The 26,373-nt window shown below is 69.5% G+C and carries 27 protein-coding genes; 9 read left to right on the top strand and 18 right to left on the bottom strand.

Annotation, left to right across the window (positions count from 1 at the left end; all coding sequences use genetic code 11):
* The first annotated feature begins 43 nt into the window (after positions 1–43).
* Entirely contained in the window at positions 44–1,468 is a 1,425-nt protein-coding gene (locus tag Ate02nite_RS35750) for a hypothetical protein (RefSeq protein ID WP_203812329.1), read from the top strand.
* Between the two features lie 44 nt (positions 1,469–1,512).
* The gene (mycP, locus tag Ate02nite_RS35745) at positions 1,513–2,610 is read left to right on the top strand and encodes a type VII secretion-associated serine protease mycosin (RefSeq protein ID WP_239147954.1); all 1,098 of its coding nucleotides are present in this window, start codon (positions 1,513–1,515) and stop codon (positions 2,608–2,610) included.
* On the opposite strand, the gene Ate02nite_RS35740 is transcribed toward mycP, so the two are convergent.
* Genes Ate02nite_RS35740 through Ate02nite_RS35720 form a run of 5 tightly spaced genes read right to left on the bottom strand, consistent with a single transcriptional unit; the run spans position 2,585 to position 5,255 of the window.
* On the bottom strand, positions 2,585–2,857 hold the full coding sequence (locus tag Ate02nite_RS35740) for a hypothetical protein (RefSeq protein WP_203812327.1): 273 nt from the start codon (positions 2,855–2,857) through the stop codon (positions 2,585–2,587). The genes mycP and Ate02nite_RS35740 overlap by 26 nt on opposite strands.
* Positions 2,854–3,423 (bottom strand): hypothetical protein, encoded by a 570-nt coding sequence (locus Ate02nite_RS35735; RefSeq protein WP_203812326.1) that lies wholly within the window; start codon positions 3,421–3,423, stop codon positions 2,854–2,856. Before Ate02nite_RS35735 ends, Ate02nite_RS35740 begins: the two co-directional genes overlap by 4 nt.
* Positions 3,420–4,241 carry a hypothetical protein gene (locus Ate02nite_RS35730; RefSeq protein WP_203812325.1) on the bottom strand — a complete coding sequence of 274 codons (822 nt, stop codon included), beginning with the start codon at positions 4,239–4,241 and terminating at the stop codon, positions 3,420–3,422. The genes Ate02nite_RS35735 and Ate02nite_RS35730 overlap by 4 nt, the downstream gene beginning before the upstream one ends.
* Before the next feature lie 13 nt (positions 4,242–4,254).
* Positions 4,255–4,626, bottom strand: a complete 372-nt coding sequence (locus Ate02nite_RS35725; RefSeq protein WP_203812324.1) for a WXG100 family type VII secretion target — start codon at positions 4,624–4,626, stop codon at positions 4,255–4,257.
* A complete protein-coding gene (locus tag Ate02nite_RS35720) occupies positions 4,626–5,255 on the bottom strand; it encodes a hypothetical protein (protein ID WP_203812323.1) in 630 nt (209 codons plus the stop codon). Before Ate02nite_RS35720 ends, Ate02nite_RS35725 begins: the two co-directional genes overlap by 1 nt.
* 83 nt (positions 5,256–5,338) lie before the next feature.
* On the opposite strand from Ate02nite_RS35720, the gene Ate02nite_RS35715 reads away from it, so the two are divergent.
* Positions 5,339–5,953: a Maf family protein gene (locus tag Ate02nite_RS35715; RefSeq protein WP_203812322.1), complete on the top strand. Its 615-nt coding sequence runs from the start codon at positions 5,339–5,341 to the stop codon at positions 5,951–5,953.
* A gap of 37 nt (positions 5,954–5,990) precedes the next feature.
* On the opposite strand, the gene Ate02nite_RS35710 is transcribed toward Ate02nite_RS35715, so the two are convergent.
* Complete coding sequence (locus tag Ate02nite_RS35710; RefSeq protein WP_203812321.1) at positions 5,991–6,746, bottom strand: ABC transporter permease; 756 nt, start codon at positions 6,744–6,746, stop codon at positions 5,991–5,993.
* A gap of 3 nt (positions 6,747–6,749) precedes the next feature.
* Positions 6,750–7,694, bottom strand: coding sequence for an ATP-binding cassette domain-containing protein (locus Ate02nite_RS35705; protein WP_203812320.1), 945 nt, complete (start codon positions 7,692–7,694; stop codon positions 6,750–6,752).
* A 65-nt stretch (positions 7,695–7,759) separates the two neighbouring features.
* Between Ate02nite_RS35705 and Ate02nite_RS35700 the strand changes: the two genes are divergently transcribed.
* Entirely contained in the window at positions 7,760–9,511 is a 1,752-nt protein-coding gene (locus tag Ate02nite_RS35700) for an acetyl/propionyl/methylcrotonyl-CoA carboxylase subunit alpha (protein WP_203812319.1), read from the top strand.
* A 6-nt stretch (positions 9,512–9,517) separates the two neighbouring features.
* On the opposite strand, the gene Ate02nite_RS35695 is transcribed toward Ate02nite_RS35700, so the two are convergent.
* Genes Ate02nite_RS35695 through Ate02nite_RS35675 form a run of 5 tightly spaced genes read right to left on the bottom strand, consistent with a single transcriptional unit; the run spans position 9,518 to position 14,071 of the window.
* On the bottom strand, positions 9,518–10,141 hold the full coding sequence (locus Ate02nite_RS35695; protein ID WP_203812318.1) for a TetR/AcrR family transcriptional regulator: 624 nt from the start codon (positions 10,139–10,141) through the stop codon (positions 9,518–9,520).
* A 9-nt stretch (positions 10,142–10,150) separates the two neighbouring features.
* Positions 10,151–10,699 carry a GNAT family N-acetyltransferase gene (locus Ate02nite_RS35690; protein WP_203812317.1) on the bottom strand — a complete coding sequence of 183 codons (549 nt, stop codon included), beginning with the start codon at positions 10,697–10,699 and terminating at the stop codon, positions 10,151–10,153.
* 5 nt (positions 10,700–10,704) lie between these two features.
* The gene (locus tag Ate02nite_RS35685; RefSeq protein ID WP_239147953.1) at positions 10,705–11,568 is read right to left on the bottom strand and encodes a transglutaminase family protein; all 864 of its coding nucleotides are present in this window, start codon (positions 11,566–11,568) and stop codon (positions 10,705–10,707) included.
* Positions 11,565–12,503, bottom strand: a complete 939-nt coding sequence (locus Ate02nite_RS35680; protein ID WP_203812316.1) for an alpha-E domain-containing protein — start codon at positions 12,501–12,503, stop codon at positions 11,565–11,567. The genes Ate02nite_RS35685 and Ate02nite_RS35680 overlap by 4 nt, the downstream gene beginning before the upstream one ends.
* Positions 12,497–14,071: a circularly permuted type 2 ATP-grasp protein gene (locus tag Ate02nite_RS35675; RefSeq protein WP_203812315.1), complete on the bottom strand. Its 1,575-nt coding sequence runs from the start codon at positions 14,069–14,071 to the stop codon at positions 12,497–12,499. Before Ate02nite_RS35675 ends, Ate02nite_RS35680 begins: the two co-directional genes overlap by 7 nt.
* 365 nt (positions 14,072–14,436) lie before the next feature.
* Between Ate02nite_RS35675 and Ate02nite_RS35670 the strand changes: the two genes are divergently transcribed.
* Complete coding sequence (locus tag Ate02nite_RS35670) at positions 14,437–15,180, top strand: DedA family protein (protein WP_203812314.1); 744 nt, start codon at positions 14,437–14,439, stop codon at positions 15,178–15,180.
* Here Ate02nite_RS35670 and Ate02nite_RS35665 read toward each other — a convergent pair.
* The gene (locus Ate02nite_RS35665; protein WP_203812313.1) at positions 15,110–16,510 is read right to left on the bottom strand and encodes an NAD(P)H-quinone dehydrogenase; all 1,401 of its coding nucleotides are present in this window, start codon (positions 16,508–16,510) and stop codon (positions 15,110–15,112) included. The two genes, Ate02nite_RS35670 and Ate02nite_RS35665, sit on opposite strands and share 71 nt — an antisense overlap.
* 86 nt (positions 16,511–16,596) lie before the next feature.
* Between Ate02nite_RS35665 and Ate02nite_RS35660 the strand changes: the two genes are divergently transcribed.
* Both Ate02nite_RS35660 and Ate02nite_RS35655 read left to right on the top strand, forming a co-directional pair.
* Positions 16,597–17,058 carry a gamma-glutamylcyclotransferase gene (locus Ate02nite_RS35660; RefSeq protein WP_203812312.1) on the top strand — a complete coding sequence of 154 codons (462 nt, stop codon included), beginning with the start codon at positions 16,597–16,599 and terminating at the stop codon, positions 17,056–17,058.
* A gap of 21 nt (positions 17,059–17,079) precedes the next feature.
* On the top strand, positions 17,080–18,285 hold the full coding sequence (locus tag Ate02nite_RS35655; protein WP_203812311.1) for an acyltransferase family protein: 1,206 nt from the start codon (positions 17,080–17,082) through the stop codon (positions 18,283–18,285).
* On the opposite strand, the gene Ate02nite_RS35650 is transcribed toward Ate02nite_RS35655, so the two are convergent.
* The 4 genes from Ate02nite_RS35650 to Ate02nite_RS35635 all read right to left on the bottom strand — a co-directional run bounded on the left by Ate02nite_RS35650 (position 18,261) and on the right by Ate02nite_RS35635 (position 21,644).
* On the bottom strand, positions 18,261–19,229 hold the full coding sequence (locus Ate02nite_RS35650; RefSeq protein ID WP_203812310.1) for a GNAT family N-acetyltransferase: 969 nt from the start codon (positions 19,227–19,229) through the stop codon (positions 18,261–18,263). The two genes, Ate02nite_RS35655 and Ate02nite_RS35650, sit on opposite strands and share 25 nt — an antisense overlap.
* Before the next feature lie 44 nt (positions 19,230–19,273).
* The gene (locus Ate02nite_RS35645; RefSeq protein WP_203812309.1) at positions 19,274–20,011 is read right to left on the bottom strand and encodes an SCO6745 family protein; all 738 of its coding nucleotides are present in this window, start codon (positions 20,009–20,011) and stop codon (positions 19,274–19,276) included.
* Between the two features lie 81 nt (positions 20,012–20,092).
* Positions 20,093–21,010 (bottom strand): hypothetical protein, encoded by a 918-nt coding sequence (locus tag Ate02nite_RS35640; protein ID WP_203812308.1) that lies wholly within the window; start codon positions 21,008–21,010, stop codon positions 20,093–20,095.
* A 1-nt stretch (position 21,011) separates the two neighbouring features.
* Positions 21,012–21,644, bottom strand: a complete 633-nt coding sequence (locus tag Ate02nite_RS35635) for an MBL fold metallo-hydrolase (RefSeq protein WP_203812307.1) — start codon at positions 21,642–21,644, stop codon at positions 21,012–21,014.
* A 109-nt stretch (positions 21,645–21,753) separates the two neighbouring features.
* Between Ate02nite_RS35635 and Ate02nite_RS35630 the strand changes: the two genes are divergently transcribed.
* The gene (locus Ate02nite_RS35630; RefSeq protein WP_203812306.1) at positions 21,754–22,731 is read left to right on the top strand and encodes a DUF4349 domain-containing protein; all 978 of its coding nucleotides are present in this window, start codon (positions 21,754–21,756) and stop codon (positions 22,729–22,731) included.
* A gap of 4 nt (positions 22,732–22,735) precedes the next feature.
* Here Ate02nite_RS35630 and Ate02nite_RS35625 read toward each other — a convergent pair whose 3' ends face one another.
* On the bottom strand, positions 22,736–23,995 hold the full coding sequence (locus Ate02nite_RS35625; protein WP_203812305.1) for an amidohydrolase: 1,260 nt from the start codon (positions 23,993–23,995) through the stop codon (positions 22,736–22,738).
* Between the two features lie 446 nt (positions 23,996–24,441).
* Between Ate02nite_RS35625 and Ate02nite_RS35620 the strand changes: the two genes are divergently transcribed.
* The gene (locus tag Ate02nite_RS35620; protein WP_203812304.1) at positions 24,442–26,355 is read left to right on the top strand and encodes a serine/threonine-protein kinase; all 1,914 of its coding nucleotides are present in this window, start codon (positions 24,442–24,444) and stop codon (positions 26,353–26,355) included.
* Positions 26,356–26,373: the final 18 nt, after the last annotated feature.

Here is a 26,373-nt window from a genome sequence, read left to right as displayed (position 1 = left end):
CGAAGCACCGGGCGGAGGCGGCGGCGGAACTCCCTGGGCCCTGATGACCATCGACAAGATGCAGGAGCTCATTCAGAACCCCGACACCGACAAGCAGTGGAACCTGGTCACCGGCTGGAAGAAATCGGCCGAGCTGATCAGCGAACACCGCTGGCAGGTCGAGAACTACCGGGACAACCTGGCTACGGCGTGGTCGCCGGCCAAGAGCAAGGCCGCCGACGAGTACATCACCCGGCTCAACGTGATGATCGACAACTTGAAGGCGACGTACGAGGCAGCGCTCGAAAACTACGACGCGGTCTCCCGGGCAACGGGGTCGATTTATCAGGCCCAGGTCAAGATGGAGAAGCTCTACCAGGAGTACAAGAGCAACGAGTCCCTCCTCGCCGACTTCACCGCGCAGCAGGAACAGGCCAAGTCCAGCCCGACTCCGACGCCGAGCCCCAGCCCGAGCGGCGGCTTGCAGCCCCCGGTGGCAGCGGGCCGCCAGGAGGAACTGCGAATGCAGGCCGCCGCGATGCTGAGCGGAGTCAGCTCAGACCTGGCCCAGGCCCAGGTAAAACTGGTAAAACCGCCGGATTTCAAACCGCTGGAGGTACGCGAGGAGGGCAGCAAACCGGTAGACGGCTCTACCTTTGTGGCCCCGCCGATCCCTCCCATTGTTCCAACTTTCGGCGATACCACCACGTCGACAGGTTCGACGCGACCGGCGGTAACGTTCCCGACGTCGCCGGTTACCACCACTCCACCAGCAGTTTCGCACCCAGGGATCGGCACACAGCAGCCCGGCCTGGTTCTCGGCGGCACACAACTTCCGACGCCGACGCCATCGCCCGGCCTGAGCCCGATTTCACCTAGCCTTCCGACCGGGGCCGGGCCGATCAGCAGTCCTGGCCTTGTTTCGCCTACCCGCCCATTCCTGCCGGGCGGCGGCACCTCGTTGCCTACCAGTCCGGTTGGGACCAGCCGCAGCGGCGGGCTACCTCGCGAGGGCCTGATGCGGCCGGGCACCCTGCCGGAAGGCATTCGCGCAATGCCTGCAGGTGGGGTCATCGGTGGGACGCCCGGCGTTGGTCTCGGCCAACCGGGCAATGGACGTGCGGGCACGCAGCGCATCAACCCGGTTGGTGGCGTCATCGGCGAAGGCCATGGCGCAACGGGTGCCGGGCGCGGACTCGGCAGCGCATCAGGTGCCACCCGTGGGCTCGGCGGCGCGTCAGGACCTACACGTGGTCTCGGCGGCGCATCGGGGGCCGCACGCGGGCTAGGCGGCACGTCAGTCGTCGGCGAACATCCTATGAGCCCCTACGGGCAAGGCTCTGGACGCAAATCCAGTTCTAGCGACGAAGCCAACGAGGCCCGTTGGGATCCGGACAATCCGTGGGAGACCGCCGAAGGCGTCGACCCCATCGTTCTCCCGGCGCCGGAACAACGTATCGATCCAGGACCGGCGATCGGGTTCCATTGAGAGTTCTTCGCAGGGCGAGTGCGGTCGCAGGGGTTGCCCTGGTCGTGGCGGTCTCGCTTCCCACAAATCCCGCCTACGCAGATACCATTCGCGACAAGCAAGAATGGTATCTGCGTTCGGTAAACGCCTTACAGGCCCATTCAATCACCACGGGCGCCGGCGTTACCGTCGCTGTGATCGACACGGGAACCTACCCCCATCCGGATCTGCGCAACAACCTCCTAAAGGGAGACGACGAGTCCTCGGCGCGCGCTGGCGACGGCCAGACTGACCGTCAGGGGCACGGAACCCGCATGGCCGCCCTGATCGCCGGTCACGGCAGAGGCAGCAGTGGGATACAGGGGCTGGCGCCTGCCGCCAAGATCCTTCCTATTCGGGTTGCCGAGAAGGCTGAGACCAAAAATAGCGAGGTCGTTGCCCGGGGTGTTGATTTCGCAATCCAAAACGGCGCCTCAGTTATTAATATCTCCATGGGCGGCGGACCCGATTTCGATCTGGACGATGCCATCGGGCGGGCAATCGAGCACAACATTGTCGTCGTCGCTTCCGTCGGCAACACCCCGAGGGATTTTCTGATTAATTACCCCGCCGCTAACGATGGGGTCGTCGCAGTCGGCGCGACCGGACGCGACGGCAAACATGCTTCGGTCTCCGTAAAGGATGCGAAGGTCCAGCTCTGCGCGCCAGGCGTCGACATCATTTCTGCGGTGCCAAAGGACGGCTATTCCCTCGGCACCGGGACGTCTGACTCGACGGCTATTGTTTCGGGGGCGGCTGCTCTGGTTCGGGCTAAGTTTCCGGAACTGTCGGCCAAGGATGTCATCAATCGGCTCACCGCTACCGCGGATGACATCGGGGCGCCTGGGCGGGACAGCGAGTGCGGGTTCGGTCGGTTGAACGTCTTCAAGGCGCTTACCGCTGACGTGCCACCGCTTGAGGCCGCTACCCCGTCGGCTGCCCCCAGCGCCGCGGCCACCACCACCGTCGCCGCGCCGGCCGCCACAACCCCGTCCGCGCAGGCTGAGGCTGAGCCGGAACCCGCCTCCAGCAGCACGCCGCTTGTGCTCGGCGTGCTTGCTGGGCTGGTGGTGGCCGGTGGGCTGGTGGCGATGTTGGTTATTCGGCGGCGCCGTAACTTCTGACCCGGCGCATGAAAGCTATCTGGCCCAACTCGTCCAGGTTTACCAGTTCCCAGCCTCGGGTTTCCAAGAGCTCCACCGCGGACAGCACCACGTCCACCCGGGCGTCGAACTCGGTTCGGCCGGAGCCGGGGCGGATCGGGGTCGGGATGGACAGGTACATGTAGCGGAACGGGTACGCGTCGATGTTCACCCGGCCGGACAGGACGTCGTCGGCTATCACCCGGCGGGGTGGGCGTGGGAGGGTCACGCCGGTACCAAGCCCTTGAGCATGTCGGTGGCTATCGCGGGGGCGGCGTCCCGCAGGGCCTTCGCGCCGGCCTCGTCGTCCTTCTTCGCGGTCAGGCGGATGTCCAGGTTGGCGTTGCCGGAGCGGACCACCACCTGAATCTCGTCCGAGCCCGTGTCGGTGGAGATGAAGGCCTGCTCGCCTACCCCGCTGAGTTCCTCGCTGAGGGCGCCGCTGAGGATCTGCCACTGGGCGTCGGCCGCCGCCTGGGTAGTGGCCGTGTCGAGGTGCAGGGTGGCCGTGGTGCCCCAGGCGCAGTCGATGCTGCTGCCGACCGTCTGGGGGTTGGTCTGGTCGGTGACCTTGCCGGCGCCGGTCAGGCCGACGTCAGCGGCGGTCAGGCTGGGGCAGGTCAGGCCGTCCGTCTTCCACTTGTGGGCGGGGGGCGGGACCGGGCGGGCTGATTTCGTCGAGGCCGGCAGGCTGACGGTGGAGGACGGCAGGCCGGTGTCGACGTCCGGGACGTCGGGGCTGGAGCAGGCCGCCAGGGTAAGAACAGTGGCCATCCCGGCCAGAACGAGCCTCACGCATTCACCGCCTCGGGCCAGTGGCCGCCGGAGAAGGCGCTGTCGTCGCCGTGGATGCTGGCCACCTCGCTGATCAGGCTGACCACGTCGGCCAGGCGGTTACCCAGGCTGGCCAGGAAGTCGATGATGTTCGAGGCGAAGCGGCCGAGCAGCGTCGACAGGTCGTTGGCGGCCTCCTGGGCGCTCAGCGGGTCGGCGGTGGCCGCGGCCGTCGCGACGTCGCCGGTCACCTCGACGATTTTCTCGACGATCTGGCCGACCTGGGTGAGCAGGTCGGTGACGAAGTGGACGTTCGCGTTGGCCACGTCGGAGAGCCAGCCGGCGATGCCCTTGACCTCGTCGACGGCCTGGCCGACGGCGTCGATCTGGTCGCCCTCGCGGGTCAGGTAGGTGTCGTGGGCGGGGCCGTGCCAGGTGTCGATGCCGCCGGACTGCTTCACGTCGGGCTTGATCTGGCTCAGGGTCGGGTTGACCGTGCCGGACCAGTCCAGGCCGACCTGGAAGAGGGACAGCACCGGCACCGAGCCGTTGAGGGTCTTCTCCAGCTTGGTGAGGATCTCGCTGACCTTCTGCCGGGCCACCTCGATCGCGTCCTGGAAGGCCTTGAGCGCGTCGGCGATCTCATCGGTGAACCACTCGGCGACCTTGTTCCACCAGTGGTCGCCTTCGAGCTTGTCGCGGATCGACTGCAGGAAGTCCTCGACCGCCTTGGTCAGTTTGTCCCAGGCCTCGCGGATGTTGCGGACGCCGGTCTCGAGCGTGTCGATCGCGCTGCGGAACGTCCCCAGCAGCGTGGGGGCGAATTCACCCTCTGCCATAACAAGATCCCGTCTAGTGGGGCCAGTCGCCCTTGGCGATGCCGTCGAAGCTTTGTGCCGAGTTCTCGTCCGCGTCCTCGTACCAGTCGGCGTTCTCCTTCAGGGCGGTGCCCATCGCGTCGAACTGAATGGCCGCTTCCTTGAAGAGCCCGGTCAGCTTCTGGAACTCCTGCTGGTACGCGTTGTAGAGGTCACTGGCGGTGGCGGTGCCGACCGGGCCGTCGATGATGACCGTGAAGGCGCTCATCTCGAGGGTCTGCTGGTTGGCGGAGGTCGAGACGGTGGTCATCCGGTCGGCCAGGTCGTGCCAGTTCTTGGCGGCCTCACGCAGACCGTCCGAGGCGACCTGGACGTTCTTGTCGGAGTACCAGTTGTAATCGGGCATCATGCCTCCGCGGGATGGTGGGCGTAGCTGGGCCGCACGGAGAGCAACGCCTCCCGGGCGTCGTCGGCCAGGTCGGTCGCGTCCTCGGGGCGCAGACCGAACACGTTGACCTGGGCGCTCTCGATGACCGTGCCCCGCACGGTGAGCGTGAAGATTCCTCGCGGGCCGCTGACCACGCGTGGCGATGGGTCGTTGACCACCTCGAAGAGCCGCATCGCGGCGGCGATGTCGGCACCGGCCTGGTCGATCCGGCGGCGCATCGTGTCGAGGTCGTCGGCGCCGGTGGGAACTTCCGGCTCGAGGTTCGGCGGCGACTCGTGCGTGCGGCCGTGCCGGCGCAGCACCATCCGGGCGAACACCGTTTTCTGCTGGGCGAACCGGTAGGCCTGGAGCACCGCCCCGGCGATCGCTTCCGGCCCGACCGCCTCCCACCAGCCGTCGGTGATGCTGATCCGGGCCGGCCGACCGTCCAATCGGACCAGGCAATACACCGTGCCGGAGGCGTCCGCGCCCTCGATCGCGTCCAGACCGGGGACCGGTTGCCCGGCCGGCGTGTAGGCCAGCGTGTCCTCCAGGTTCTCGATGAACCTGCGGGTGTCCCTGATCCGGAACTCATCGAAGTCGGCCACGGCGGAAATGGTAGGCGCTCCGGGAAACGCCGTGGGGGCGGAACTGCTCCGTCGGCGCCGAAACGGCAAGTAACCTCGGTGGCGTGCAGAACGACATCGTGTATCGGCTGGTCCTCGCGTCGGCCAGCCCGGCTCGGCGAGCCCTGCTGCTAGCCGCCGGCATCGACGCCGAGATCAAGGTCAGTGGCGTGGACGAGTCCACCGTGGAAGCCGAGGACGCCTACACGTTGTCCCTCGCCCTGGCCCGGATGAAGGCCCGTGCCATCGCGGCCGACCTACCGGCCGACCCGGGCATCCTGGTGCTCGGCTGCGACTCGGTGCTGGCCTTCGAGGGCGAGATCTTCGGCAAGCCGGCCAACGCCGCCGAGGCGGCCAAGCGGTGGACGATGATGCGCGGCCGCTCGGGCGTGCTGCACACCGGCCACCACCTGACCGGCCTGGTCAGCGGCAAGCAGGCCGAGGGCGTGGGCACGACCGTGGTGCACTTCGCCGATGTCACCGACGAGGAGATCGCGGCCTACGTCGCCACCGACGAGCCGCTCAACGTGGCCGGATCGTTCACTCTCGACGGGCGCGGCGGTGCCTTCGTCGAGCGGATCGAGGGCGACCCGGGCAACGTGATCGGGCTTTCCCTTCCGCTGCTGCGGAAGCTCCTGATCGAGATGGGCGTCTCGATCACCGCGTTGTGGCGGGCCTGAGGGCCCGCCACAACCAAAGCCACAACCACAACCAGGCTCAGCGCACGCTGCGGGCGAACTCCCGCGCGGCCCAGGCCACCGCGGCAGCAGCCAGCACGGCCATGATGAGCAGGCCCTGCCAGACGTCGGGCGAGCCCAGATCACCCCGGAACAGCGCCCGGGTGCCGTCGACCGCCCAGGAGAACGGGTTCCAGTCGGCGATGCCCTGCAGCCACCCGGGGGCGAAGGTGAGCGGCAGCAGGATGCCGGAGAGCAGCAGAATCGGCTGGGCCACCGTGTTCATCAGCGGGGCGAGGGCGTCCTCGCTCTTCACCACCAGCGCGATGCCGTAACTGAGCGCCGAGGTCATCAGCGAGATCAGCGCCAGCATCAGGTAGGCGAGCAGCAGGTTGCCGATGAACACGCGCAGGTCGAACAGCAGCGCGAGCAGCGTGATGATGACCGCCTGGGCGATCAGCGAGACCACGTCGCGCAGCGATCGGCCCAGCAGCAGCGCGAGCCGGGAGACCGGGGTAACCCGGGACCGCTCGATCACCCCGGCGCGCAGCTCGGCGATCAGGCCGAAGCCCTGGAACAGACCCCCGAAGATCGCGAGCAGGACCAAAAGGCCAGGGACGAAGATTTCGTACGCCTCCGCGTTGGAGCTCACCTGAAGTGCGGGTTTGAGCAACGGGGCGAACAACAGTAGATACATCACCGGCTGGAAGACGCCGACCAGGATCCAGACCGGGTTCCGCAGGAGCAGCTGGGCCTGCCGCTGGAAGATCAGTGAGGTGTCGCGCAGCAGCTTCATGGCTCAGCTCTCCCGCAGGGATCGGCCGGTCTTGGTCAGGAACACGTCGTCGAGGGTGGGCCGGTGCAGCTCGATCGTGCCGAGCGGCACCTCAGCGGCGTCCAGCGCACGGAGGATCTGCGGAATCGCGACGGCGCCGTCCTCGACGAACAGGCGCACGCTGTCGTCGTACGTCTCGATCTTGTAGGAATTCAAGGCCTGTGCAGCGGCCCCGACGTGCTCGGCCGTCAGGCCGACCCGGACGACGTCGCCGGAGATCTCCCGTTTCAGCTCGGCCGGCGTGCCGGAGGCGACGATCTCCCCGTTGTCCATGATGGAGACGCGGTCGCAGAGCGCGTCGGCCTCGTCCAGGTAGTGAGTGGTGATGAAGACCGTCATGCCCTCCGCACGCAGACGGCGAACCTCGTCCCACATGTGTGCCCGGCTCTGCGGGTCGAGGCCGGTGGTGGGCTCGTCGAGAAACACCACCTTGGGCGCGTGGATGATGCCGAGCGCGATGTCGACCCGGCGGCGCTGCCCACCGGAGTAGGTCTTGCACTTGCGATCGGCGTACTCCGCCAGCTGGAACGCCTCCAGCACCTCGGCCGCCCGGGCCAGCGCCGTCGACTTCGAGGCGCCGTAGAGCCGGGCCTGCAGCACCAGTTCCTCGCGTGCGGTCGACTCTTCCCAGGTGCTGCCGCCCTGCGCGACGTACCCGATCCGGCGGCGCACCTCGCCCGGATCGGCGCGCAGGTCGGCGCCGGCGATGGTCGCGGAACCGCCGTCCGGCTCGATGAGCGTGGCGAGCATCCGCAGCGTGGTGGTCTTGCCGGCTCCGTTGGGCCCGAGGAACCCGAATATCTCCCCCTCGGCGACATCGAGGTCGACACCGCGTACGGCCTCGATCTTCTTCTTCTCGCGCCCCTGGCGCGAGGTGAACGACTTGCGCAGTCCGCGAGTCTCAATCATTCGGGCAGCGTAGGCCAGATCGCTACAGGGGTAGATCTGCCGTTAACTTTCGTTAAGCTCGGTCGGTGCGCAAGGTATTGATCGCCAACCGAGGCGAAATCGCCGTCCGGGTGATCCGGGCCTGCCAGGACGCCGGCTTGGCCAGCGTCGCCGTCTATGCCGACAGCGACCGAGACGGCCTACCGGCCCGGCTCGCCGACGAGGCGTTCGCGATGGGTGGCGAGTCCGCCGCCGACACCTACCTCCGCATCGACAAACTCCTCGACGTCGCGGCGCGCAGCGGCGCCGACGCCGTGCATCCGGGCTACGGCTTCCTGTCGGAGAACGCCGAGTTCGCCCAGGCCGTGCTGGACGCCGGGCTGATCTGGATCGGCCCGACCCCGCAGGCGATCCGCGACCTCGGCGACAAGGTCACCGCCCGGCACATCGCCCAGCGGGCCGGGGCGCCGCTGGTGGCCGGCACGGCCGAGCCGGCCAAGGACGCCGACGAGATCGTCGCGTTCGCCGAGGAACACGGCCTGCCGGTGGCGATCAAGGCGGCCTTCGGCGGTGGCGGTCGCGGCCTCAAGGTCGCCCGCACCATCGAGGAGATCCCGTCCCTGTTCGAGAGCGCCACCCGCGAGGCGGTCGCCGCCTTCGGCCGCGGCGAGTGCTTCGTCGAGCGCTATCTCGACCGCCCACGGCACGTCGAGGCGCAGGTCCTGGCCGACACGCACGGCAACGTCGTGGTGGTCGGCACCCGGGACTGCTCGCTGCAGCGCCGCCACCAGAAACTCGTCGAGGAGGCGCCCGCGCCGTTCCTCACCGAGGCGCAGCGCGCGCAGATCCACGAGAGCGCCAAGGCGATCTGCCGGGAGGCCGGCTACCACGGCGCCGGCACGGTGGAATACCTGGTCGGCCAGGACGGCACGATCTCCTTCCTCGAGGTCAACACGCGCCTGCAGGTCGAACACCCGGTCAGCGAGGAGACCGCCGGCATCGACCTGGTCCGGGAGCAATTCCGGATCGCCGACGGCGAAGAGCTGGCCTTCACCGACGACCCGATCCCCCGCGGCCACGCCATCGAGTTCCGCATCAACGGCGAGGACGCGGGCCGCAACTTCCTGCCGGCGCCGGGCACGGTCAGCACGCTGACCTGGCCACTCGGCCCCGGCGTCCGGGTCGACTCGGGCGTCGAGGCGGGCAGCGTGATCGGCGGCAACTTCGACTCGATGCTCGCGAAGATCATCGTGGTGGGCGCGACCCGCGCCGAGGCGCTGGAGCGGGCCCGCCGGGTGCTGGACGAGACGGTGGTCGAGGGCATCGCCACGGTGCTGCCGTTCCACCGGGCCGTGGTCCGCGATCCGGCGTTCACATCCGAGCCGTTCACCGTCCACACCCGCTGGATCGAGACCGAGTGGGCCGGCGGCGTCGAGCCGTTCACCACGCCCGCGCCGGCCGGCGAGCCGGCCGAACGAGAAACCGTCGTGGTCGAGGTGGGCGGTAAAAGGCTGGAGGTCAGCCTGCCGAAAACCCTCCTGACGGGTACGGGCGGGACCGCGACCCAAGCGCAGCGTCCGACGTCCCGCCGCACGGGTGCGCAAGCTTCCACGACGGCCGCGGGCGGTGCCGCGCTGACCGCTCCGATGCAGGGCACCATCGTCAAGGTCGCCGTCTCCGACGGCGACGAGGTGCAGGAGGGCGACACCATCGTCGTGGTGGAGGCGATGAAGATGGAACAGCCCCTGCAGGCCCACAAATCCGGCACCGTCTCCGGTCTGTCGGTCGAGGTGGGCGGCACGGTCACGGCCGGCGCGGTGATCTGCTCGATCGACTAGCCGCGCCTAGGGGGCGAAGTCGCGGCTGAGCTCGCTGAACAGGATGCGGGCGGTTTCCGCCGGGTCCAGGTCTCGGTCGGGGAAGGCGCCGGTCAGCCACAGGGTGGCGAAGCCGTGGGCCATCGACCAGGCGGCCAGGCCGGCCGTGCGCACCTCGGGCGGGGCCGTCTCGGCGGTGCCGGGCTTCACCGGGCGGGCCTCCGGGGCCGGGTCGTGGACCAGCAGGCTGCCGGGCAGGTCCGCGACGGCCGCGTAGAGCGCGTCGGCGGCCTTGGCGCGCGCGGCAAGCAGCTCCGGATCGTCGGCGTGGTAGAGCTCGGTGCGGAACATGACCTCGAACAGGGCGCGCCGGGTGGTCGCGAAGCGGATGTAGGTGACGCCCAGCTCGATGAAGCTGTTGCTGGCCAGCCGGGACGTCGCAAGCGCCTTGGCCAGCTGCTCGAAACCGGAGGTGGCGAACGCGGTGAGCAGCCCGGCCTTGTCTCCGAAGTGGTGGGTGGGCGCCGCGTGCGAGACGCCGGCCCGGCGAGCCAGGTCGCGCATGCTCAGGGCGGCCACGCCCTGCTCGGTGATCGCCTCGTCGGCCGCCTGGAGCAGGGCCCGCCGCAGGTCACCGTGATGATAAGCCATGATCGAAGTCTAACTTGGCGACGTCAAGATCCAGTACCGGAGCTTCTCGTCCAGCTTGTCGTGCAGGACGCCGCCGTTGCGCTCGATGGTGCGGCGGGACGCGTCGTTGGTGTCGTCGCAGGTGATCAGCACCTGGGGCAGGCCGAGGGCGGCGGCGAACGGCAGCGCGGCGGCCAGCATCGCGGTCGCGTGGCCCTTGCGGCGGGCCGACGGGCGCACGTCGTAACCGATGTGCCCGTTGCGCTCGCCCATCCCGCCCGGCGCCAGCCGGTGCCGGATGCCCAGCCGGCCCAGGTATTCGTCGCCGTCGACCCACCACAGCGACGTGGTCGGGACGTACGTCGCCGGGCGCGGCGTGTCCTCCAACTCCTGGGCACGCAGGCTGCCGACGAACCGCTCGAACTCCGGCCGCGCCGACCACACCGGGCCGAACTGCCGGATGTACTGCCCGACGTTGCTGCCGTCGCCGGGCTCGCCCCGGCCCTCGGCGATGTGTTCGTCCATCGCGCGCAGGTAGGAGGCGTGGACGTCGGCGGTGGGCGGAATCAGTACGGGCATGTCGCTCAGCGTAGGCGAGTGATCGTCACCTCGACGCCCTGTCCGGTGCTCTTCGGTCCGGCGTAGACACCCTTGAGGGGCGGCACGTCGCCGTACTCCCGGCCGCGGCCGACCACCACGTGGCGCTCCCCCACCGGCACCCCGTTGGTCGGGTCGAAGGCCGTCCACCGGCCCACCCACCACTCCACCCAGGCATGCGACTGCCCGACCACCGAGTCGCCGATGGCGGCGGACGGCGACGGGTGCAGATAACCCGAGACGTAGCGGGCCGGCATGCCCATCTCCCGCAGCATGCCCACGGTCAGGTGGCTGATGTCCTGGCAGACGCCCTTGCGCTGCTCCCAGGCGTGCAGGGCGTCGCTCTGCACCCCGGTCGCGCCGGGCTGATAGGTGACCTCGCCGCGGACGAACTCGCAGACCGCGAGGGCGGCCGCGTGCGGGGTGGCATGCGCGCCCTTGATGTCGGCCACGATCGAGCGCAGTTCGTCGTCGAGCCCAGTGCGCTTGGTCGGCAGGATCAGTTCGTACCACCGGTCGACGCTCTCCGGCTGGGTCAGCCCCTCCCAGGAGGAGCCCTCACCCGGTTCGATCAGGTCGCCGGGCGGCAGCGTCTCGACCGTCGAAGTCGCGGTGACGGTCAGCGCCTCGTGCTTGGCGTGCACGTCGAACGCGGTGACGACGGTTCCCCAGTAGTCCTCGTAGCGGTAGGTGCGGGCCGGCGGCCACACCTCCACCCGGGCGTCGAGCACGGCCTGCCGGGTGCCGTTGCGGGGCCACATCCGGGCCTCGTTGTAGGACGACGAGACCGGCCCGGCGTAGTCCATGCCGCTCTTGTGCTGAATGCGCAGCCGCCAGCTGTCCACCGTCATGCCACCGCTCCCCGCACCCAGTTGACGGCGGTCGTCTGCCGGAAGTAGCGCCGCGACACCGCGTCGTTTACCTGCTTGCACGTCTTCTCGAGGCTGGCCAGCACCGGCGACAGATCGCCGATCAGCTCGTCGGCGCCACGGAACTCCAGGTTGGTGCGGGCCCGGCCGACGATCCGCTGCGCGTCGGTGGCCACGCCGGCCCGGCCCGGATCGGGCTCGAGGTCGGTCAGGCAGCTCTCCGCGGTGGACAGCGCCGCGAACACCGAGCGCGGGAAGAGCCGGTCGAGCAGCAGGAACTCGGCCGCGTGCCGGTCGTCGAGCGCTCCGCGATAGGTGCGCAGGAAGGTCTCCCACGCGCCGCTGGACCGCAGCAGGGTCATCCAGGTCGGGATGCTGCCGCCGGCCCGCTCGTGGGTGCGCAGCAGCCGGGCGGTCATGTCGACCCGTTCCACGCTGCGGCCGAGCACCAGGAACAGCCAGCCCTCGTCGCGGCTCATGGTCGCGTCGGTCAGCCCGGCCATCACCGCGCACCGCTCCCGCACCCAGCGGAAGAACGCGTGCACGCCCTGCTGCTCGACCCGCCGCCGGGCGTTGGGCAGGCCGTGCCAGGTGGAGTTGAGGCACTCCCACATCTCCGAGGAGACCGTCTCCCGGGAGCCGCGGGCGTTCTCCCGGGCGGCGGCGAGCGCGCCGACCACCGAGGAGGCGTTGCGCTCGTCCAGCCCGAGCAGGCCGACGACGCTGGCCGAGGTGAACGGGCCGTCGGTGGTGGGCATGCCCATCACGCCAAGCAGCGACCGGCAGGCCGCGTCTTCTTGAGTCCACGGGTCGGCCAGCATCCGCTGCAGGTGCACGTCGAGGATGCGGGCGGTGTCCTCGGCCCGCTCGACGTACCGGCCGATCCAGTAGAGCGACTCGGCAATACGGCTCAGCACGAGAGCCTCCCCTGCTGCTGTTGTTGCTGTTGTTCCTCGGCGCCCGAGACGCCGGGGCCTACGTCCGGGCTCTCGGCCGCCGGCAGCGGCGCCGGCGCGGCCGGCAGGTGCGGCACCTCGAACGGGGTCAGGTCGTCCTCGGCGGCAAGCACCCAGGTGTCCTTGGAGCCGCCGCCCTGGCTGGAGTTGACCACCAGCGCGCCCTCGGGCAGCGCGACCCGGGTCAGGCCGCCGGGCAGCACCCAGATCTTCTCGCCGTCGTTGACCGCGAACGGCCGCAGGTCGACGTGGCGTCCGCGCAGTCGGTTGCCGATCAGGGTGGGGACCATGGAGAGCTTCACCTCACGCTGAGCGATCCATCCCCGGGGATTTTCAACGATCTTTGCCCGTACGTCGGAAAGCTCTTGATCTGAGGCTTGTGACCCGATCACGATGCCGGCCCCGCCCGCACCGTCGACCGGCTTCATCACCAGCCGGTCGAGCTGGGGCAGCACCACGTCGAGGACGCCCGGCTCGTCGAGCCGGTAGGTGTCGACGTTCGGCAGCAGCGGCTCTTCGTTCAGGTAGTAACGAATCAGGTCGGGCACGTAGGTGTAGAGGAGTTTGTCGTCGGCGACCCCGTTGCCGACCGCGTTGGCGATCGTGACCCGGCCGGCCCGGGCCGCGTTGAGCAGGCCCGCCACCCCGATCACCGAGTCGGCCCGGAAGTGCACCGGATCGAGGAAGTCGTCGTCGATCCGCCGGTAGATGACGTCCACCCGCTGCTCGCCGGCGGTGGTGCGCATGGCCACGTCGTTACCGACGCAGACCAGGTCGCGCCCCTCGACCAGCTCGACGCCCATCTCCCGGGCGATCAGCGCGTGTTCGAAGTAGGCCGAGTTGTAGACGCCGGGGCTGAGCACCACCACGGTCGGGTCGTTGACCCCGACCGGCGCGGCCGCCCGCAACGCCCGCAGCAGCATCGCCGGGTAGGACTCGACCGGCAGGATGCGGGTGGCGGCGAACACCTCGGGCAGCACCTGGGCCATCGCCCGCCGGTTCTCCATCACGTAGCTCACCCCGGACGGGATGCGCACGTTGTCCTCGAGGACCCGGAACGCGCCCTCCTCGTCGCGGATCAGGTCGACCCCGGCCACGTGGATGCGGACCCCGTTGGGCGGGTTGATGCCGGCCGCCGCGCGCAGGAAGTGGGCGCTGGTCGCGATGATCCGCCGCGGTACCACGCCGTCGGCGAGCACCTGACCGGCGCCGTACACATCGGCCAGGAACGCCTCGAGCGCCCGGATCCGCTGGGCCACGCCGCGCTCGACCGACCGCCACTCGGCGGCCGCGATGATCCTCGGCACGATGTCCAGTGGGAAGGGCCGCTCGACGCCCTTGAGAGCGAACGTGATGCCCTGGTCGAGGAACGCCCGGGCAAGCACCTCCGCACGCACGCCCAGTTCCGCACTCGACAACGGCTGGAGAGTCGCGTGCAGGGCCTCGTAAGAATCACGGGGTATACCTGGCTCGCTGAACATCTCGTCCCAGCCGGGGCCGAGGCGGTACTCCTCGAAAAGATCCGCCATGCGAGGAATCTACGGTCGGCTCATTGCGTGCGAGTAACGAAGGAAACGCTGCCGTTTCGTAGCTGCGGGTGGGCCGTCGGTACGGGACCTACCGACGGCCCGGGTCGGCACACCGGGAACGGGGGACCCGGTGTCACCGACAATCTCACGGTACGCCGGAGAGGCGCAGGCGAAAAACTCGCGGATGAAATATAGGGAAATAACCGGCGCGGAGCCGCCTCCGAACCTTGACCGGGCGGCGACAATACCGTGTCAGGTATCACCGTTCCGGGGCCCTGATCAGGGCGCATGCTGGAGCACAGCACATTCTCAGGTACGCCCATCGACAATGTGGCAAGCCCTGATGCCGTGAGGTGGCCGAACTGATGACCGAACTGCTGACCATGATGGCCACCCCGGTGTGGGCATACCTGGCGCTGTTCGGCTTCCTGACCGTCGACGCGATGGTGCCGGTGGTGCCGATCCAGGCGATCATGATCACCTCTGGGGCACTGACCGTCTACGGCAACCTCAACCTTCCGCTGGTGATCGCGATCGGCGCGGTCGGCATGTTCACCGGCGACTCGATCGCGTTCCTGCTCGGCCGCACCGCCGGGCACGTGGGCCGGGGCTGGCTCTCCACCCTGCGCTCCCGGTACGCCCCCAGGCACGACGACGACACCCCGCGCGAGGAGTCGCGCACCAAGAAGGCCGCCATGCGGTTCACCCGCGGCCTGCGCCGGCCCGGACCACTCGTGCTGCTGCTGTGCCGGTTCGTGCCGGGCGGGCGGATGGCGGCCGGCTTCCACGCCGGCCGCACCGGTTACCCGGTCAAACTCTTCATCCTGTACGACGGGGCCGCCGCGCTCTGCTGGGCGGGCTACGGCGGCCTGGTCGGTCACGTCGGCGGCACCGCCATCACCCAGTCGGCCTGGCGGCTGTTCGCGATCGCCGCCACCGCCGCGGTCGTCTTCGGCACGGCCGGCTGGATCCTGGCGCTGTTCGGTGGCCGGAAAGAGGACGCCCAGGAGGCAGCCCGGCAGGCCGGCGCCGCCGACGTCACTGCAGTTCGTGCTGCATCAGCTGACGTGCCGCCTCGGCAATCGAGCCCGACAACGACGGGTAGATAGTGATCGTGTGGGCCAGCTGGTCCACCGTCAGGTTGTTCTCGATCGCCATCGTGATCGGCAGGATCAACTCGCTGGCCTTCGGCGACACCACCACGCCGCCCACGATCTGACCGGTCGCTGGGCGGCAGAACAGCTTCACGAAGCCGTCGCGCAGGTCGGTCATCTTGGCCCGGGCGTTGCCGGTCAGCGGCAGCATCACCTGGCGGGCCGGGGTACGGCCGGAGTCGACCTCATTCTGCGAGACGCCGACGGTGGCCAGTTCCGGGTCGGTGAACACGTTGGCCGAGACCGTGCGCAGCCGCAGTGGCGCCACCGCCTCGCCCATCGCGTGCCAGATCGCGATCCGGCCCTGCATGGCCGCCACGCTGGCGAGCAGCAGTACGCCGGTGCAGTCGCCGGCCGCGTAGATGCCGGGCACGTTGGTGCGGGACACCCGGTCGACGGTGATGTAGCCGCCGTCGCCGACGTCCACGCCGTACTCCCGCAGGCCCAGCTGGGCCGTGTTCGGGATGGCGCCGACCGCCATCAGGGCATGTGAGCCCTCGACCGTACGGCCGTCGGAGAGCGTGACCAGCACGCCGTCGCCGGTGTTCACCACCGACTCGGCCCGGGACTGGTTGAGGATCGTCATGCCGCGCTCGCGGAACACCCGCTCGATCGCCATCGCCGCGTCGGCGTCCTCGTGCGGCATCACCCGCTCGCGGCTGGAGACCAGCGTCACCTTGGTGCCCATCGCGACGTAGGCACTCGCGAACTCGGCGCCGGTCACGCCGGAGCCGACCACGATCAGGTGCTCGGGCAGCTCGGTGAGGTCGTAGACCTGACGCCAGTCGAGGATGCGCACGCCGTCCGGGCGGGCGGTGGGCAGCACCCGCGGGGTCGCCCCGGTCGCCAGCAGCACCGTCGACGCCTCGATCGAGTACATCTCGCCGCCGTCCGGAATGACCAGGACCTGGTGGGTGTGCCCGAGGGTGTCCTCGCCGAGCAGCGCCCGGCCGTGCACGACCTCGACCCCGGCCTTGATCAGCTTGGCCTGGATGTCGCCGGACTGGGCCAGGGCCAGCTTCTTGACCCGGGTGTTCACCGCGACCGCGTCGACCGTGACGCCGTCCAGGCCGGGCGACCGGATGCCGAACCGCTCGTTGTGCCGGTAACCGGTCATGATCTCGGAACTGGCGATGAAGGTCTTCGACGGCACGCAGTCGGTCAGGACGCAGGCGCCACCCGGCCCGTCCGCCTCGATGAGGGTTACTTCAGCGCCGAGCTGAGCGGCGACCAGAGCCGCCTCATACCCGCCCGGGCCCCCACCGATGATCACAATCCGACTCACGACATTCCCTCCAGTAACACGGCAACTGTGCCGACACGCACTCCTTGTATTCTCCACGACCGCCGAGTCCGGCTATCGTCATCGCCGTGCGTCATTACGCCGCGTATGGCTCAAACCTGGACCCGGCCCGCATGCGGGCCTACTGTCCGCACTCGCCCATGGTCGGCGTGGGGTGGATAGAAGGCTGGCGCCTGACCTTCGCCGGTGAGGGGGAAATGGGCTGGGAGGGCGCGGTCACCACGATCGTGGAGTCGCCGGGTGACCGGGTCTTCGTGTCCCTCTACGACGTCCACCCGTGGGATGCGGCACAGCTCGACGAGGTCGAGGGAGTGACCGCCGGGGCGTACCAGAAGCTCACCGTGCGTGTATCAACCCTTGAGGGTGAGTTCAGCGCGTGGGTCTACGTCTACGACGGTTACGAGGGTGGGCTTCCCACCACGTGGTACCTGTCGGAGATCGCCAATGCCGCCGAGAAGGCCGACGCTCCGGCCGACTACGTCGACGACCTCCGGCAGCGCCCCAGCGCGACCTCGACGCCGGAAGTCTGAGCCCTGTACTCTGCTCCACCTATGTCTCTCCAAGGCTTCCGGGCCGCCGGTGAGGCCGTGCTTCCGAAGCGCCTGGACTCTCTGACCAGCCTGCGGTTCTTTGCGGCCTTCGCGGTCTTCACCCACCACTTCACCGGCCTCGGCGGCAAGACCGGCTTCGGCCGGTCCCCGCTGATCTTCCCGTACTCGGAGATCGGCGGGCACGGCGTCACGTTCTTCTTCGTGCTGTCCGGCTTCCTGATGATGTGGGTGTTCAAGGGCGGCGAGCATGCCGGCGTCTTCTACTGGCGCCGGATCGGCCGGATCTGGCCGGCTCACCTGGTCGCGCTGGTGCTGGGCGTCTACGCGTACTACATCGCGGCCGGCAAGGACATCGAGTGGTGGAGCCTGATCTCCTCGGTGTTCCTGGTGCAGACCTGGTTCCCGCACGTCACGCCGACCCTGCCGGGTAACGAGGTGACCTGGACGCTCAGCGTGGAGCTGCTCTTCTACGCGCTGTTCCCGCTGCTCGGCCGGGTCGCGGCCGGGCTGCGCACCCGCACCCTGGCGCTGCTCACCGGCGGTGGCCTGGTCGGCATGTGGGCGGTCGCCTGGTTCGCCACCGCGCACCTCTCCGGGCCGCACGCGAGCTGGGTGCAGCGGCACCCGATCTTCTACCTGCCCGAGTTCATGCTCGGCATGACAATGGCGCTGGCGCTCAAGCGCGGCTGGCGACTGCCGCTGCGCCCGTTCGTCCCGATCACGCTGCTGTTCGTCTACGTGTTCGCGTACTACCAGGGGCGGATGCGGCTGCCGCACGCCCTGGTGCAGCAGCTCGACTTCACCGTGCGGCAGTGCATCGCGATCCTGTCCGCGCTGATCATCCTGTCCTTCGTGCAGCGCGAGATGCGCGGCCTGCAGGGCATCCTGAACTCGAAGATCCTGGTCGCGTTCGGCCTCTGGTCGTACAGCTTCTACCTGATCCACCACTCGGTCAGCCGGCTGGCGACCTATGAGTGGGGCCGGATGCCGGACAACAACGCGGTGCTGTTCACCCTGCTCGGCATGGGCGTGGTGGTAAACGTGCTGTCCTGGCTGCTCTTCGCGTACGTCGAGGAGCCGGCCGAGAAGTGGTGGCGCAAGCGCACCCCGCAGCGCTGGCTGGCCAAGAGCCGGCCGCCGGTGTCGCCGCCGCGGATCGAGACCGAGCCGCTGGACGAGGGTCAGCTGGCCCGCGCCGCCACATAGGTGCGATAGATGTTCGACCGGTAGAACGCGGTCATCCCGACCGCCTCGTAAAGCCGGATCGCCTGGGTCGGGTTGGCCAGATCGACGCCGAGACCGGCCTTCTCGCGGCCCTTGCGGGCATAGACCGAGAAGGCCCGGCGCAGGAGCGCCTCCCCGATACCCCTTCGGCGGTACGCCCGGAGCACTCCCAGCCGCTTGACCCAGCCCTCGTTGTCCTCGGCGCCACCGTCGGACGACTGGAGCGCGCCCACCACCCGGCCGTCGACCTCGGCCACGAACCACTCGTCGAACGAGATCGACGGTTCGTTGGCGAGTTGCTTGCGCCAGTTGTCGTAGTCGGCGTCGAGGTGATCGGTGTCGGCGAAGGCCTGGAAGATCGCCGTGTGCACGGCCCGCAGGTCGTCCTCGTCGTCGCGCACCTCGCGCACGGTCACCCCGGCCGGCGGCTCGAGCCCGGTCAGCGGCACCCCGGCCAGGGACATCTGCATCCGGGCGTGCTGCTTCAGGAAGACGAACCCGAAGTCGAGCAACGCCTCGATGTAGTGCTCCTCGGTGGGGATGGCACCGGCCCGCACCTCGTACGGATCGTGGCCGAGCAGGGCGGCCCGCTCGGCCATCCGGCCCATGATCAGGTCGAGCAGCGGGCGCAGGGCCGGCCGGCCATGCTCGGGCCAGGTGTAGACGTCGGCGAAGTCGCGGTCGCGCCCGTTGGCGTTGTGCGGATAGGTCCAGCCGACGACCCGGCCCTCGGGGTCGAGCGCGAGCCAACTGTCCCGGGTCATGTCGGTGTTCGGCTCGGTGAGCATCTCGCGCACCTCGTCGATGGTGTAGTCGGGCTCGCCGATCGACGCGATGTCACACGCGTGCACGAGGGCCAGGATCTCGGCGGCGTCGTCGAGCTTCGGCCGGCGGGTGGTCCAGCCCTCGGGCAGCGCGGCAGTCATGGCGAGCATCCGACCACGGCCGAGTCGTGGCCGTCGACCGATTTCTATCGGGTCAGGCGCTGGCTCAGCGACTCCAGCAGGCCGACCAACTCGATCCGCTCGCCCATGTCCAGCGTTCCGTACGCCTGACCGGCCACCGCGTCACCCACCGAGTCGGCCCACAGCAGGCGCCGCACGATCGGCCCGGCCGGCGGATAGGGCGGCTGCCAGCCGAACGCGACCGCGCCGGTCTCCCCCTCGGGACCCGCGATGATCGCCTGGAGCGGGGTGAGCCCGCTGGCCCGCACGGCCACCAGGTGCACGCCGAGCCGGTGCTCGTGCAGCAGGTGCAGGATCACCGCGGCCCGGGCACCGGGCGCCTGGTCGGGCACCGGCATCGCCCGCCACGCGGCGAACAGCGGCAACCCGGCGTGCTCGACCGCGTCGACCACCCGGCCGCTCAGCTCGAGCAGCCGGCCCAGCCGGGGAAAGCCACCGAGCTGCTCGATGCCCCACTTGCACAGCTCGTGCAGATGCCAGGTGGCCACCTCCAGCGGCGCCGAGGTCTTGGCGGTCGCCTCCCAGCCGTCGATGACGGCTTCGGGCGCGATGAAGCCGATGGCCGCGGCCACCGTTTCCGGTCTTACCTCGCCGAGCGCACCGGCCCTCGCGGACACGTGGTAGGCCCAGCCGGACAACCCCAGCAGACGCGCGCGGCGAAGCGTCTGTGGCGACTCGGCAAAGGCGCCCACGATCGTTGCGAGACCCGTTCTGGCATTGGCGGCAGCCTGTTCGGGGGTCACGCGCCGATTCTGCTCTCCCATGCCCGATCTGGAAAATTTTCTTCCCATCCCGCCGGGCGAATCAGATTGCCTTTAGTCCGTTTAAGGGCGGTTGGTGGGGCGGTTGGATGGGCAATCCGGATCGTCCGTTTCAAGATCTTCCAAAGCAGCCTGTACGTCGCCCACCTGACGACGAGCTGCGGCGGTCTCTCGTTCGGCGGTACGCCGGGCCTGTTTGCGCCGGGCCACATCGGCCTGCGCCTCGGTTCGGCGGCGTTCCAGCTCGGCCAGTTCGGCATCGAGATCCTCGACCAGGTGCTCGGCATCTCGCTCGGCGGCCTCGGCCTTCTCCAGCTGCTCGTCGGCTCGGCGCTCGGCGGCCTGCGCGGCGCTCAGCTCGCGGCGCAGCTCCCGTTCCCGCTGCTCGACCTCGCGCCGCCGCTTCTCGGCCGCGGTCCGCTCGCGCGATGACGGCTGCGGGAATTCGACGACCTCAGCGTCCTCGTCCTCATCGGTCACCAAGCGCAAACGAGGTCGCGGAACCTCGCCAAAACCGGCATACGACGCGGCCCGGATCAGCCGGCCGGTGCGCACCTGGGCCGCGACCTCCGGCTCGGCCAGCGCGGCGGTCAGCGTCGCCTCCACCTCGCCCAGCGGCAGCTTCGCGCCCGACCCCGAGGCTTCCACGGCCAGCCGCCGGGCCGCCGCGACCAGCGCCGACACCACCTGGCGGCGCTGCGCGGTCAACTCCCGCAGCTGGTCACCCTGCAGGCCGCGTTGCGCCTCGCGGAGCGCCGAGGACAGCTCGACCAGCTCCTCGATGAGCTCGGGACGGCGCAGCGCCAGCAGGTTGACCACCCAGGCCGCCACGGTCGGTTTCTTGAGGGCCGCGAGCCGCTTGGCCGCTTCCCGGTCGCCGGCCTGCTTGGCCTCGTTGATCGCGGCGGTGCGGGCCGCCACGAAGCCGTCCGGCGGCTCGGAGTAGAGCCGCTGGATCAGTTCGTCGGTCACGCTCGGCACGTCAGATCGTGGTCCCGGGCGCCACATGCGCGTACCTGGTGCCGGACAGCCGCTCGAGGTGGCCGTCGGAGATCTTCGCGCCGGTCTCGGTCAGCAGGAAGTCGTGCAGTGCGTAGGCGCGGCCGGGTTTCACCGCCCGGGCGAAGTCGATCGATTCCATCAGTCTCATCCACGGAGCATTCAACGGGACGAACAGCGTGTCCACGACCGTGTCCTCCGGAACGGTGAACGAGTCGCCCGGGGTATAGACGTTCGTGTCGTCATCGGCGATCAGATAACCCAGGTTCGCGATCCGCGGGATGTCCGCGTGGATCAGCGCGTGCTGACCGCCGTACGCGCGTACTTGGAATCCGGCCGCCTCGAAAGTCTCACCCGGAGCCACCGCGGTGGCGATGTCGCCGAAGGCGGCGAGTTTGGGCAGCACGTCGGCGTGCGCGAAGACCCGGACCGCCGGATTGCGCGCCGCGGTGCCGGCGATCGCCGCGAGATCCAGATGGTCGATGTGCTCGTGCGTGATCAGCACCGCGTCGGCGCCATCGAGCGCGGATCGCTCACTGAATTCGCCCGGATCGACCACCAGCACCCCGGCGCCGTCGATCCGCAGGCAGGAATGCGTGTACTTCGTGATGCGCACGGGACTCCTCCGCTACTGATTCGTAACCGTTCAACACGCAGTCTGCCGGAACCGGGATATGCGTGCCGCACGTCCCAGGTGCACGCCTCCAACGGGGATCGGAGAAACCATGCGTGTAAGAACGACTCTGCTCATTGCCTCCGCGTTAGCCGCGGGAATCATTTTGACCGGTTGCGGTGCCGACAGCTCCGACAGCTCCACCAGTTCGGCCGGGATGGCCGACACCGGCGAGAAGGTGGCGGCCGCGCCGCAGGCCGCCGAGGGTCAGGCCGCCGATCGGGCGGCCCCGGGCCAGAACGTCCCGGCGCAGGCGCCGGACCTCGGCGTCGACCAGCGGTCGATCATCTATCGCGGTTCCACTTCGGTGCGGGTCAAGGAGGTCAACGCCGCGGCCGGGCTGGCCACCGGCATCGCGCAGACCGCGGGCGGCTTCGTCGGCGGCGACAACCGCAACAGCAGCAGCACCGGCTCGGGCACCGCGACGCTCACCCTGCGGGTCCCGGCCGACAAGTTCGCCACCACCGTCGACTCGCTGTCCAAGCTGGGCATCGAGGAGACCCGAGAGATCAACACCGAGGACGTCACCGAGGAGACCGTCGACCTGGACGCCCGGATCGCGGTGCAGGAGGCCCGGGTGACAAGCGGTCGCAAGCTGCTCGCCCAGGCCAAGTCGCTGGACGACCTGGTGATGCTGGAGAAGGAAGTGGCCACCCGGGAGTCCGACCTGGCTTCGCTGCAGGCCAAGAAGCGGCGGCTGGCCGATCTCACCGCGCTGTCCACGATCACGGTGACGTTCCTCGGGCCGGAGACGCCCGGGGTGAAGGTCGACGACAACCCGGGCGGTTTCCTCGGCGGGCTGTCCGCCGGCTGGGACGCGTTGCTCGCCTCGCTCAAGGTGCTGCTGACCGTGCTGGGCGCCCTGTTGCCCTGGCTGATCGTGATCGGGCTGCCGATCTGGGCGATCTGGTGGGCGTACAAGCGCTGGCAGCGCAACCGGCCACCGCGGCCGGCCTACGTCCCGGCCGGCCTGGGTTCGTTGCCGGCGCACCCGCCGGTGGCCCCACCAGCGGAGAGTCCGAAGGACTGACCGGTCAGAAAGCTCCGGTCGACACAGCGGCGAGCGCGGTGTGCACGAAGACCCGCACACCGTGCTCGATGCAGCTCTCGTCCACGTCGAAGTCGCCCTGGTGCAGGTCGTGCTTCTCGTCCGAGCCGGGCACCCCGGTGCCCAGCCGGATCATCGCGCCGGGCACGTGGTCGAGGTAGAACGCGAAGTCCTCGCCGCCCATGCTGATCTCGGCCTCGACCACCCGGTCGGCGCCGAGCGCGGCCCCGGCCGCCCCGGCGATCACGGCCGCCGCCATCCGGTCGTTGATCACCGGCGGGACGCCCCGCCGGTAGGAGATCTCGGCCTCGGCGCCGGTCGGTGCCACCACGTCGCGGATCAGCTTGGTGATCAGCTCGGGTGCCTCGCGCCAGGCCTCCCGGTTGAGGATGCGGACCGTCCCGGAGACCTCACCGATGCCGGGGATCGCGTTGAACGCCTCGCCCGCGTGCACCGAGCCCCAGACCATCGAGACCCCGGCCCGCGGGTCGATCCGGCGGTCGAGCAGGGCCGGCACGTCCACGATGATCCGGCCCAGCGCGTGCACCAGGTCGGCGGTCAGGTGCGGCCGGGCGGTGTGTCCACCGGGGCCGGTCAGCTTCACCGAGACCGTGTCGGCCGCGGCCGTGAACGGCCCGGACCGCACGCCGACCAGGCCGGCCGGCAGCTGCGGGTAGCAGTGCAGCGCGTAGATGGCGGCCACGTCCTTGAGCGCGCCGGCCGCGATCACCTGGGGCGCACCGGACGGGATCGCTTCCTCGCCGGGCTGGAAGATCAGTCGGACCCGGCCGGGCAGTTCGCCCCGCTCGGCCAGTTGCGCCAGGGCCAGCCCGAGACCGAGCAGCACGGTGGTGTGCACGTCGTGGCCGCACGCGTGGGCGACACCGTCGACGGTCGACTTGTAGGGCACGTCCTTGCGGTCGACAAGCGGCAGCGCGTCGAGGTCGGCGCGGAACGCGATGATCCGATCACCCTCGCCGATGTCGCAGACGACGCCGTTGCCCTTGGGCAGCATCCGCGGCGACAGGCCGGCCACGGCAAGTTCGCGGGCGATCAGGGCGGCGGTCTCGAACTCCTGGAACGAACGCTCCGGGTGCGCGTGAATGTGCCGACGAATGGCTACCAGCTCCGCGCCGTGCGAGGCGAGCCAGCGGTCAAGCTGGCCGGGCAGAGGCTCGGCACCGGGCAACGGCCCGGGCCACTCCGCTGAGCCCCCGTCTCGGGGCCGTTCCAGAGCAGTAGTCACGTCGGCTTCCGTATCGCTCTCGAAGGTTTGTCAGGTTTTCGGGACGCGCGACAGCTTAGACCCAATTTAGTGACGCTGTGCAACGTCATTCGGGTGCCAGTCACCTTGCGCTGAGTCACGAATGCCCTGGTAAGAGCGTCCGGAACTACAACGGGTCACCCCTAATCTTAGAAACGCTTCCCCAAAGGTAGAACGTTCGCTGTTCCCTGTGCGGCCTTCGCCGAATCCTCCAGGGTGGCCACGCGATGATCCAGTGGCGTCGCTCGGTCCGGGAGCGTGAGGTGTTTGGCACAGAGAGTCCGATAACCGGAACACAGCGGGTTTTCCCGGTCACGGTTTGTCGACTTGAAAGGAACACCGGCCCTGCGGCTTTCAAATAGGGGTCGGCTACGGGCAAGATAGCGGGGTTGGTCGACGGCCCCTAGACCCCCTCGGTGGCATCCTCAGTGACTCAGATTCCGACGTGGAGCGGCGGCAACACGGCTCACACCAGCGGACGCGCGGCCCCGGGCATTCTCATCGGCGGCCGTTACACCTTGCGTGCCGCAGTGGGCCACGGTGGCATGGGCACGGTCTGGCGCGCGGCGGACACGCTGCTGCGCCGGGACGTGGCGATCAAGGAGGTCGTGCTTCCGCCCGGCCTGGCGCCCAGCGACCGCGACTCGATGTACGAACGGACCATGCGCGAGGCCCGTGCCGCGGCCGCGCTGCAGCACCCCGCGGTGGTCCAGGTCTACGACGTCGTCCATGAGAACGGCCGGCCGTGGATCGTGATGGAGCTGCTCGACGCGCGCAGCCTCGCCGACATGGTGATCGAGGACGGGCCGGTCACCCCCCGGGTCGTCGCCAAGATCGGCATCGCGCTGCTCGGCGCGCTCGAGGTGGCCCACGCGCACGGCGTGCTGCACCGCGACGTCAAGCCGGCCAACGTGCTGATCTGCTCGGACGGCCGGTGCGTGCTGACCGACTTCGGCGTCGCCCGGATGCCCACCGACATTCAGCTGACCACGCCCGGCATGGTGCTCGGCTCGCCGCACTTCATCTCGCCCGAGCGGGCCATGGGCAGTGACTTCGGCCCGCCGAGCGACCTGTTCTCGCTGGGCGTCACGCTGTTCACCGCGGTCGAGGGCCGTCCGCCGTTCGACAAGGGCGACCCGATCGAGACCATGCACGCTGTGGTCGAGGACCCGCCGGCCCCGGCCGTGCGCGCGGGTTCGCTGACTCCCGTACTCATGGGGTTGCTGGAGAAGGACCCGGCCCGCCGGATGGACGTGCCGACGGCCCGGACGATGCTGCGTCAGCAGCTGGCCGGCCCGCTGGCCAGCAAGGCCCCGCCGCACATGATGACCGACCCCTACTCGGTGGTTCCGGCCCAGCGGCCGCCGGCCGCGCCGGCCGAGACCCAGCCGATCCCGCCGCCGCCGAGCGGCCAGATCGGTGGCCGGGCCATGCTGCCGGCCGGTCAGTCACTCACCGACCACCTGGCCAAGCTCCAGCAGAGCAACGCGCCGGCCCCCGGCCGGCGACGGGCTCCCGAGCCGGCCGACGCGCTCGCGCCGACCGGCATGATGCCGACCGCCCGCGGCGGCAACGCCGACCCGACCAGCGTGATCCCGCCCCGGCAGGCCTGGGACGGCGCCCGCGCGGCCCGCGAGCCGATGGGCGGCACCGTGGTGTCGAGCCCGTCGGTCAAGCGCAAGCAGATGATCGACAACGCGGTCGGCACGGTTCGGCAGACCGCCGACCGGGCGATCACCACGGTCAAGGGCTGGGAACGCAACAAGCAGCTGATCGCCGGCGGCAGCGCGCTCGCCGTGGTGATCCTGCTGGTGGTGGTCTTCTCGCTGGTGGGCAACAGCGGTGGCACGACGGCCCCGCCGGCCGCGCAGGAGACGGTCAGCGAGCCGGCCGCGGCGGCGATCGAGACCCAGGAATACAACGACCGCGGCATCTCGGTGCAGGTGCCGAAGGGCTGGACCCGCAAGGCCTCCGGCACCTGGGTGGACTACGTCGACCCCAACGACGCCAAGCACAAGGTGCGCATCCTGGTGGAGAAGTCGTCGGGCACGCCCAGCTCGTTCCTGGGCGTCGCCGAGACCACTCTCAAGACCAAGTCGACCAACTGCCCGAAGCCGTACACCCGGGTCAACCTGGCCAAGACCACGATCTCCGGCAAGGACGGCGCGGTCCTGGAGTACACCTGCGGCACCGGCGACACCGCCCGGCACGGCCTGTGGGGCGCGGTGATCACCAACGGCAAGGCGTACTCGTTCTACATGACCGCGACCGAGGCGCAGTTCGCCGAGAGCCGGCCGATCTTCGACGAAATGATCAAGACTTACACCCTCCAGGACGCCTGACCTTCCATCGCGTGCTAT

It is taken from the genome of Paractinoplanes tereljensis (assembly GCF_016862435.1).
Classification (GTDB): Bacteria; Actinomycetota; Actinomycetes; order Mycobacteriales; family Micromonosporaceae; genus Actinoplanes; species Actinoplanes tereljensis.
The sequence above is the reverse complement of the archived record's forward strand: the minus strand, read 5'-3'. Positions and strand labels throughout refer to the sequence as shown.